The organism is Elusimicrobiota bacterium (assembly GCA_026388075.1).
Taxonomy (GTDB): domain Bacteria; phylum Elusimicrobiota; class Endomicrobiia; order Endomicrobiales; family JAPLKN01; genus JAPLKN01.
Map to the genome: position 1 here is coordinate 1 of JAPLKN010000056.1, position 9,683 is coordinate 9,683.

Annotated in this window: 10 protein-coding genes; all 10 read left to right on the forward strand. The window is 38.6% G+C overall.

Annotated elements, in window-relative coordinates; genetic code table 11:
• Window positions 1–746 (forward strand): glutamine-hydrolyzing GMP synthase (guaA, locus tag NT145_02750; protein ID MCX5781611.1); only part of this gene is annotated, 746 nt, incomplete at its 5' end.
• A gap of 109 nt (window positions 747–855) precedes the next feature.
• The gene (locus NT145_02755; GenBank protein ID MCX5781612.1) at window positions 856–1,488 is read left to right on the forward strand and encodes a DUF47 family protein; all 633 of its coding nucleotides are present in this window, start codon (window positions 856–858) and stop codon (window positions 1,486–1,488) included.
• 32 nt (window positions 1,489–1,520) lie between these two features.
• Window positions 1,521–2,555, forward strand: coding sequence for an inorganic phosphate transporter (locus NT145_02760; GenBank protein ID MCX5781613.1), 1,035 nt, complete (start codon window positions 1,521–1,523; stop codon window positions 2,553–2,555).
• A 13-nt stretch (window positions 2,556–2,568) separates the two neighbouring features.
• Window positions 2,569–3,453, forward strand: a complete 885-nt coding sequence (locus NT145_02765) for a phosphoribosylaminoimidazolesuccinocarboxamide synthase (GenBank protein MCX5781614.1) — start codon at window positions 2,569–2,571, stop codon at window positions 3,451–3,453.
• A gap of 48 nt (window positions 3,454–3,501) precedes the next feature.
• Entirely contained in the window at window positions 3,502–3,969 is a 468-nt protein-coding gene (locus NT145_02770) for a phosphoribosylformylglycinamidine synthase subunit PurS (protein MCX5781615.1), read from the forward strand.
• A gap of 36 nt (window positions 3,970–4,005) precedes the next feature.
• Window positions 4,006–6,402, forward strand: a complete 2,397-nt coding sequence (purL, locus tag NT145_02775) for a phosphoribosylformylglycinamidine synthase subunit PurL (protein ID MCX5781616.1) — start codon at window positions 4,006–4,008, stop codon at window positions 6,400–6,402.
• Between the two features lie 54 nt (window positions 6,403–6,456).
• The gene (locus NT145_02780; protein MCX5781617.1) at window positions 6,457–6,804 is read left to right on the forward strand and encodes a four helix bundle protein; all 348 of its coding nucleotides are present in this window, start codon (window positions 6,457–6,459) and stop codon (window positions 6,802–6,804) included.
• A 44-nt stretch (window positions 6,805–6,848) separates the two neighbouring features.
• Window positions 6,849–7,622: a phosphoribosylformylglycinamidine synthase I gene (gene purQ, locus NT145_02785; protein ID MCX5781618.1), complete on the forward strand. Its 774-nt coding sequence runs from the start codon at window positions 6,849–6,851 to the stop codon at window positions 7,620–7,622.
• A gap of 102 nt (window positions 7,623–7,724) precedes the next feature.
• Window positions 7,725–8,039, forward strand: a complete 315-nt coding sequence (locus NT145_02790) for a hypothetical protein (GenBank protein MCX5781619.1) — start codon at window positions 7,725–7,727, stop codon at window positions 8,037–8,039.
• A gap of 261 nt (window positions 8,040–8,300) precedes the next feature.
• Window positions 8,301–9,662: an amidophosphoribosyltransferase gene (gene purF / locus NT145_02795; protein MCX5781620.1), complete on the forward strand. Its 1,362-nt coding sequence runs from the start codon at window positions 8,301–8,303 to the stop codon at window positions 9,660–9,662.
• The last annotated feature ends 21 nt before the right edge of the window (window positions 9,663–9,683 follow it).

Here is a 9,683-nt window from a genome sequence, read left to right on the forward strand (position 1 = left end):
TTAGGAAAAAATTCGGCGAAAATTTAATTATAGTTGACGCTAAGCAAAGATTCCTTGAAAAGCTTAAAGATGTTGAGGATCCCGAAAAGAAAAGAAAGATTATTGGCAATGAATTCATAGCAGTTTTTGAAGAAGAGGCAAGAAAAATTCAAAATGTTGACTATTTGGTACAGGGCACTCTTTATCCTGACGTAATTGAAAGCGTTTCCGTAAAGGGTCCTTCGGCCGTTATAAAAACGCATCATAATGTCGGGGGCCTGCCCGAAAAAATGCATTTGAAACTTATAGAACCACTAAAGTTCCTTTTTAAAGATGAGGTCAGGATTCTTGGCAAAGAACTAAAAATCCCTACTGAAATACTAACCCGTCATCCCTTTCCTGGGCCGGGAATGGCTGTTAGAGTGCTTGGCGAAGTTACATGGGAACGCCTTGAAATACTTAGAAAAGCGGACTTTATTGTTGAAGAAGAAATCAGGAAAGCTAAACTTTACGAAAAACTCTGGCAGGCTTTTGCGATTATTCTTCCCATTAAAACAGTAGGTGTTATGGGTGATGCACGAACTTACGAGAACGTAATTGCTTTAAGAATAGTTGAATCTGAAGATGCTATGACAGCCGATTGGGCAAAAATCCCTTATGATGTTTTAGGAAGGATTTCCAATAGAATAATCAATGAAGTAAAGGGTGTTAACCGCGTTGTATATGATATTTCACAAAAACCACCGGCAACAATAGAGTGGGAGTAAAGGCAGTAGATAGTAGGTAGTAGACAGTAGATAGGGAAAAGCCAGTAACAAAGAATAAGAAAAATATTAAATAAATTATAATTTGAAGTTCAGTAGCGGAGGAAATAAAATGTTTAAGAGATTTTTTTGCCGAGAAACTGAGTTTGAGAAATTCATGCTATCTTATGCTGATGTGATTGAGAAAGCAACTGATGAATTTTCAAGATTTATTCATTCTTTTAATCAGAAGGGAGTTGAAGAATGGGTTAAAAGGATGAAAGACATTGAACACGAGTCCGATGATATTACTCACAAAATGATGAATTGGCTAGAAGGAACATTTATAGTTAATTACGACCGCGAAGATATTCATCGTTTATCTTCGGATTTGGACGATATAATTGATTTTATGGATGCTGCAGCCAAAAGAATTTCACTTTATAATGTTACTGAAATGCTTCCTGACGTAGTTAATTTTACCGATAGGCTTAACCTTGCAGCTCACGAGTGTGCCAAAGTTATCCGTGCCATATCAGGCGAAAAACTTTCTAGAAATGTGCTTGACATATGCAAGGAAATTAAGAATCATGAAGAAGAAGGCGACAAAATTTATCATGATATCCTTGCTTCGCTTTTTAAAGACGGGAAAGATCCTCTCACTGTAATAAAGTTTAAGGAAATCCTAGAGGAAATGGAAAGATCCTTAGACAAATGCAATCAAACCGCAATGGATGTTGAATCAATTATTTTTAAATATACTTAGCCCATACATTATTAGGAGCAAACTTATCTTTTATGGAATTTCCACAGCTTCCGTTGTTTTTTTGGATAGTAATAGTTACTGCTTTAGCGTTTGATTTTGCTAATGGCTGGCATGACACCGCAAATGCTGTTGCCACGGCTATTTCAACCAGAGTATTAAAACCTTCACAAGCCATAGTGCTTTCTGCAGTGCTCAATTTTTTGGGAGCGCTTTTGTCCACAAAAGTTGCAAAAACAATAGGTGGAGGAATTGTAAATTCTTCAATTATTAATTCCGAAACCGGCAGCTATGTGATTTTTGCTGCGATGCTTGGTGCAATAATTTGGGAAATATATACAGTTCTCAAAGGTCTTCCTGTATCTGGCTCTCACGCTCTTATTGGAGGCCTTATTGGAGCTGCAATATCAATTTACGGCCTTAAAGCAATATTGTTTTCTGGGGTATTAATAATATTTTCTGCAATGTTGATATCTCCCATACTGGGATTTATGATCGGGCTGATAGTTTTAAAGATAAACTATTTTATTGCATCTAAAATGAGGCCTAAAAATGTTTTTAAAATATCGTCAATATTTCAAATATTCACATCGTCAGCTATGTCTCTTATGCACGGCCAAAATGATGCCCAGAAAGTTATGGGAGTAATAACCCTTTTGCTTTTTATCGGGGGATATTTTGGACAAATAAATTTTAAAAGCGCCCACGTTCCAATCTGGGTTATGATTATTTGCGCTTTGTCCATGGCAACAGGGACTGCGATTGGCGGAAGAGCTGTAATAAAAACTTTAGGCAAACGTTTGTCCCATCTTAAACCTATAGATGGAGCTTCGGCAGAATTTTCTGCTTCTATTGTTCTTGAAGCGGCTGCAGCTCTTGGAGTTCCAGTAAGCACAACTCATACAATAACTGGCAGCATAGTTGGGGTTGGAACGGCAAAGCGTTTTAAAGCGGTTAAATGGGCCGTAGGACTTAAGATATTATATGCTTGGATTTTGACTCTGCCTATTACGGCATTAATCAGCGCTGTTCTTGCCAGGGGGATAATGTTTTTTGTAAAAGTTCATTAATTTGGAGATCTTTATGAATAATGGCTTAGAAAAGGAAAAAATTGATCTGACTCTTTACCACAAGGGAAAGGTAAGAGATGTCTATAATTTAGAAGACAATCTTTTGCTAGTCGCGTCCGACAGGATTTCCGCGTTTGATTATGTTTTGCCTTCAATAATTCCCGATAAGGGGAAAATATTGAGCAAACTTTCCCTGTTTTGGTTTAATCTTGTTGAAGATATCGTGCCCAACCATTTAATAACCGGAAACTTTAATGCGTTTCCCAAAAATCTGAAAAAATACCCTTATCTAAAAGACCGTTCAATGATAGTAAAAAAGGCAAACCGCATAAATATAGAATGCATTGTTAGGGGATACCTTGCCGGTTCGGGCTGGAAAGAATATAGCAAAACGCAGTCTATATGCGGAATAATGCTGCTTGGCGGGCTTCAGGAATCAGCAAAGCTTCCCGAGCCGATTTTTACTCCTTCAACCAAAGAAGAAGGCGGAAATCACGATCAGAATATTTCATTTGAAAAAATGGTTGAAATAGTCGGCAGCGATACAGCTATTAAAATTCGCGATTTTAGTTTAGCGCTTTATAATAAAGTTAGCGACTATGCCGAAGAAAGAGGAATAATTTTGGCAGATACTAAGCTTGAATTCGGATTATTGAACGGGCAGATAATATTGATTGATGAAATTTTCACGCCCGATTCGTCAAGATTTTGGGAAAAATCCAAGTATCAGCCGGGAAAGTCTCAGGACAGCCTTGATAAACAGTACGTGCGTGATTATTTGGAATCAATAAAATGGAATAAGCAGCCGCCCGTGCCTTCGCTTCCCAATGAAGTTATTGAAAAAACAAGGGCAAAATATATTGAAGCTTACGAAAAACTTACCGGAAAAAAGTTTTAAACAAATTTTGAACAGTTCAACTATTTAACATTTAACTTAATTGAAAAGATGAAATACACAATAGAAGTTTCACTTAAGCCAAATTTCAGCGATCATCACGGCGAGCACGTGCACCATGATATTTTGGTTATGGGTTTTTTGAAAAAAGTTCCGCGTATCAAATTTCATCAGCTTTACAATATTGAAGGCAGTATAACTGAAGATGAAATAAAGTCAATCGCTGAAAAACTTCTTACCGACCCGATTACAGAAAAATACAGCATAATTCCCGAAGGTTCCGAAGGAAAAATAAGAATTAAGTATCGCTCTATTGAAGTCTGGCTTAAGTACGGCGTTACTGATGCCGTAGCAGGAAGTGTTTTAAAAGCGGTTGAAGACTTAGGGATTAAGTCTGAATTGAAGATAAAAACCGGCCAAAAATATATTTTTGAAGGCGCTATTTTACCGCGTATAGCAAAACAAATTGCCGAAAAACTTCTCGTAAATTCAATGATTCAGCAGTATTTCGTCAGTTAATCATACAAATAAAAAATAAATTCATTGGACCTTTAAATGACAGTAAACATTATAGAAATTCTCAAACTTTCAGATAAACAATTGATAGAACTTTCAAGAAAAAATGTTTTGTCTCTCTCGCTTCTTGAAATGAAAGAAATTAAAAATTATTATAAAAAACGCGGCAGAAATCCTACCGATGTAGAACTTGAAACTATTGCCCAAACATGGAGCGAACACTGCAAGCACAAAACGCTGACGGGAATAATTGAATACAAGGAAAAAATCGGCGGGAAAATAAAGGTAAAAACATATAACAATCTGCTTAAAGAAACTATTTTTAAGGCTACTAAAGAACTTAATAAAAACTGGTGCTGGTCGGTATTTAAAGATAACGCGGGTATAATTGAATTTAATGAAGATAACGGAATAGCATTCAAGGTGGAAACGCATAATCATCCTTCAGCGCTTGAGCCCTACGGAGGAGCGGCAACAGGGATTGGCGGAGTTATCAGAGATATTCTTGGCGTAGGAAAAGGGGCAAAGCCGCTTGCAAATACGGATGTCTTTTGTTTCGGCGATCCCGAGCTGTCCTGGAAAAAACTTCCAAAAGGTGTTTTGCATCCCAAACGTATTGCAAAAGGGGTGGTATCCGGCGTAAGGGATTATGGAAATAGAATGGGTATTCCAACGGTAAACGGCGCGGTCTATTTTGATGACGGCTATATTTCAAATCCTTTAGTCTATTGCGGGACTATGGGGATTATTCCAAAGGATAAAATCAGCAAAGAGGTTAAACCCGGGGATCTTGTCCTAGTTGTAGGAGGACGCACCGGCCGCGACGGAATTCACGGGGCAACATTTTCTTCTACCAAACTGGATCAGGAATCTGATGTCAGCGCCGTTCAAATCGGAAATCCGATTGTAGAAAAGAAATTTATGGACACGCTTTTGAAAGCGCGCGATATGAATCTTTATCGCGCAATAACCGACTGCGGAGCCGGCGGGCTTTCAAGCGCTGTAGGAGAATTGGGAGAATCGTGCGGGGTGGAAGTAAATCTTGAGCTGGTTCCGCTTAAATACAAGGGATTAAAAAGCTGGGAAATATGGGTTTCTGAAGCGCAGGAAAGGATGGTCCTTGCCGTTCCTCCTGAGAAAAAAGAAAAAATTAAAGAAGTTTTTGAATCGGAAAATGTTGAAGCGGTTTTTATCGGAAAATTCACCAATAACAAAAAACTAAAACTTTTTTATGATAAAGAAACCGTAGCGGAACTGGATATGGGTTTTCTCCACTATGGGGTTCCAAAGCCGGTTAGGAAAGCGGTCTGGACAGAGCCTGCCGAGATAAAAAAGAATACAAAAATAGAATCAAAAGATTTAGGCAAGGATCTGCTTGAGCTTCTTTCTTCGCTCAATATATGCTCGCGCGAGTGGATTATAAGGCAGTATGATCACGAAGTTCAAGGACAGACAGTCATTAAGCCTTTACACGGAAATACTATATTCAATTCGGGCCCGGGTGATGCGGCGGTTATTTGGCCGTACACTGTTACCGACAATAGTTACAAAGGGATAGTCTTATCCAACGGAATAAATCCCGAGTATGGGAAAATAGATACCTATTGGATGGCTGCCTCGGCGATTGATGAGGCATTGAGGAACGCGGTTTGCGTTGGCGGAAATATCAAAAGGATGGCGCTTTTGGATAATTTCTGCTGGGGAAATCCGAATAAAGAAGAAATTCTGGGCAGTCTGGTAAGAGCCGCGGAATGCTGCTATAACATGTCAAAAGCTTACGGGATACCTTTTATATCGGGAAAAGACAGTCTGCATAATGAGTATTCGGTAGGAAACAAAGAATATTCTATCCCTCCGTCACTATTGATATCAGCCGTGGGTGTAGTTCAGGATATAAGAAAAACCGTTACTATGGATTTAAAGCGGGAAGGAAATTTTATTTATGTAGTGGGAATTACAAAAAATGAACTGGGCGGTTCACAGTATTTTCGTATGAGAAAAATTAAAGGCGGTAATGTGCCGACAGTGGAAGCTGAAAAATCGCGCGATTCGATGACTTTATTGGGGGATGCAATCAGTGAAGGCCTTGTTGAGTCTTGCCACGATTGCGCTGAAGGCGGGCTTGTCGTCGCGCTTTCTGAAATGGCGTTTGCAGGAAATAAAGGGGTTGAATTTAACCTCGGCACTGTTTACGCGTCAAAAGGCATGACAGTTACAGAAATTCTTTTTTCAGAATCAAACGGCCGTTTTATTGTAGAAGTTGCCCCGGAAAACGCCGAAAAATTTGAAGTCCGCATGGAAGGGATACCTTTTTCGCGTTCAGGCGCTGTTTCTGAAAGCAAAAATGTTATTGTAAAAAACAGCGAAGGAAATAAACTGATAAAAGAAAATATTGATGATTTACGCAAAGCGTGGAAAAAAACGCTGAATTGGTAGCGTATAGCGTATAGCGGATAGCGTTTAGCGTATAGGAAAACCTAAAGCAAAAAAATGAAAACAAACAGTTTTAAAGATCTAATAGTCTGGCAAAAATCGTACGCTTTAGCTAAAGAAATTTATTTAGTTTTTGAGAAATTTCCAAAGAACGAAACTTATGGTCTTACACAGCAGATGAAAAGGGCTGTCGTATCTATACCATCAAACATAGCAGAGGGTTATGGAAGACAATATAACAAAGAATACCAACAGTTTTTGTCAATAGCCTATGGTTCGCTATGTGAACTTGAAACTCAATATTTAATGTCTGTTGATTTAAAATATATAGACAAGAGTGAAAGAATTGAAAATTTATTAAAAGAAGTTGGCGGGATGCTTTATAGAATGTTAAATCCCAAATGATGTTTTTGCTATACGTTATCCGCTAAACGCTATCCGCTAATATAATGAAACCTAAAGCAATAATTATTAGGACTGCAGGAACCAACTGTGACTGGGAGACTCAAAAAGCATTAGAGTTTTCAGGCGCTGATGCTGAACGCATTCATGTTAATCAGTTGATAAACAAAAAAATAAAGTTATTTGATTATCAGATATTAGTTATCCCCGGCGGATTTTCTTACGGGGATGACATAGCTTCCGGAAAAATTCTTGCAAATGAAATAAAGTGCAAGCTTGGAAATGAAATTAAAGCTTTCGCTTTATCGGGAAAACCAATATTGGGGATTTGTAACGGGTTTCAGATCCTTGTCAAAATGGGGCTTTTGCCTGATCCTGAAAATATTGTTCAGACGACTACTCTTACATTTAATGACTCGGATAAATTTGAATGCAGGTGGATAAATCTTAAGAAAGAAAAAACGCAGTGTATCTGGACGAAAACTTTGCCCGAAATTATTCCTTTGCCTGTTGCTCACGGCGAAGGAAAGTTTATTGCCGCTGATAAAAAGGCATTGAATGCTCTGGAAGAGAAAAATCAGATAGTTTTTAGGTATGTCAATGAAAAAGGGAATCCCGGTGGATATCCTTTTAATCCTAACGGTGCTCAAAATAATATAGCCGGAATCTGCAATATAAAGGGCAATATTTTAGGTTTAATGCCTCATCCGGAAAGATTTATTTACCGCTGGCAACACCCCACCCGCCAGATAAAAGGCGATGGAACTGAAGCCGGATGGGGACTTGAGATTTTCAAAAATGCTGTAAATTATGTAAAATAATAAAACAGTAACCAGTGACCAGATACCAGAAAACGAGAAACTGCTTTTTTGTTACTGGAAACTGGCGGTTGATATCTGGCAACTTTTGTGGAGGTAGCTCGTATGGCAAAGTGCGGGGAATGCCTATATGTAGGGGATAAAGGGAAAAATAAGGAAGGCGGCAACGCGATTGTATTTTGCCTTTTGCGCGGCACGTGGACAAAGGAAGACGGAAAATGTGAGGCATACCGCGATAATGCAAATTTAAGTATAGAAATACGCAACCAGCTGGCTTCGGAAATCCGGCAGGAACGATCTGAAAACAGGCGTCTGTCTAAAATATTTCAGAAAAACCTCAAAATAGTCATTGTGGTATTAATCCTTTCTTTCGGTTTATTTATTGCTGCAGTCAAATTTTTCGAAAAGTTCATTTTTTGATAGAAACAGGTTAAGATAAAGACAGGTTTAGATTAAGAAAACAAAATTTTCTTAATCTAAATCTCAACCTCAACCTGTCTTTTGGGAGGACACGACAGTTTATAAAATTCCTCTTAGGAGGGAGTTCAGCGAAGCGCCGACGAATGAGGGAACCTTAGGTTCCCTCTTGGGGAGTGTTTTGCGGAGCAATTCTACTCGGAGCAAAACAATCCGCCAAAGATTTAATGGCGGATAAGCCCGAGTGTTAGCGAGGGCACGACATTGTGCGGAATATTTGGAATTTACGGAAATACTGAATCTTCAAAATTAACCTATCTAGGCCTTTATGCATTGCAGCATAGAGGTCAGGAAAGCGTAGGTATCGCTTCGTCTAATGGAAAAGAAATTTATTCGGAAATTAGGATGGGGCAGGTAGCCGAAGTATTTGACATAAAAAATCTTGAAAAACTCAAAGGGCATATAGCGATAGGCCATGTCAGGTATTCAACAACCGGTGTAAGCCAGATAAAAAATGCTCAGCCGCTTGTTATAAATTATGCAAAAGGAAATCTTGCCTTAGCGCATAACGGGAACCTCACTAACGCGCTGATCTGGCGAAAAAAACTGGAAAAAGAAGGTTCTATTTTTCAGACAACATCAGACAGCGAAGTAATCCTGCATTTAATTGCAAAAGCAAACGGTTCACAGATTGAAGAAGCGGTAAAATATGCATTAAGTAAAGTCAAAGGGGCTTATTCTCTTTTAATTATGACGCCCGAAAAACTTTTTGCCATACGGGACCCTTGGGGCGTAAGGCCTCTTTGCATGGGAAAAATGGGCAGACAAACAGTTTTTGCTTCTGAATCCTGCGCTTTAGATTTAATAGGAGCAAAATATATCAGAGAAGTTGAGCCCGGTGAAATGGTTATAGTAAGTAACAAGGGCGTAAAATCAATACAATTTGAAAAAAAGAAAAAAGACGCCGCCCTTTGTATATTTGAATATATTTATTTTGCCCGACCGGACAGCATTGTTTTTGGAAAAAGCGTTAACTCAATCAGAAAAGAGTTAGGCCGCGCTCTTGCAAGGGAAAGTTTAAAAGAAATTGGCCAGGCAGATCTTGTGATACCGGTTCCTGACTCGGCAAATTCGGCAGCATTAGGGTACGCGCAGGAAGCAAATATTCCTTATGAAACCGGGCTTATCAGAAACCATTATATCGGAAGGACATTTATTGAGCCCAGCCAAAGTATCAGGGATTTCGGCGCAAAAATAAAATACAATCCGGTTAAAGATTTATTGAACGGTAAAAGGGTTATTGTGGTGGATGATTCAATTGTAAGAGGGACTACCAGCAGGAAATTGGTAAAAATGATTAGAAATGCCGGGGCGAAAAAGATTCATATGGTCATAAGCTCGCCTCCAATTATTGATTCGTGTTTTTACGGCATTGATACCCCGACAAAAAAAGAATTAATTGCATCCAATCATTCGGTGGAATATATTAAACGGTATTTAAATGTTGATACACTACATTATTTGAGCATAGACGGATTGATAAAAGCTACGGGTTCACCCAAGCATGAATTTTGTACAGCTTGTTTTAGCGGAGAATACAAGATTGACAATATCGGCGGCTGTTAAATGTATAAAAAAAGAGTTTTA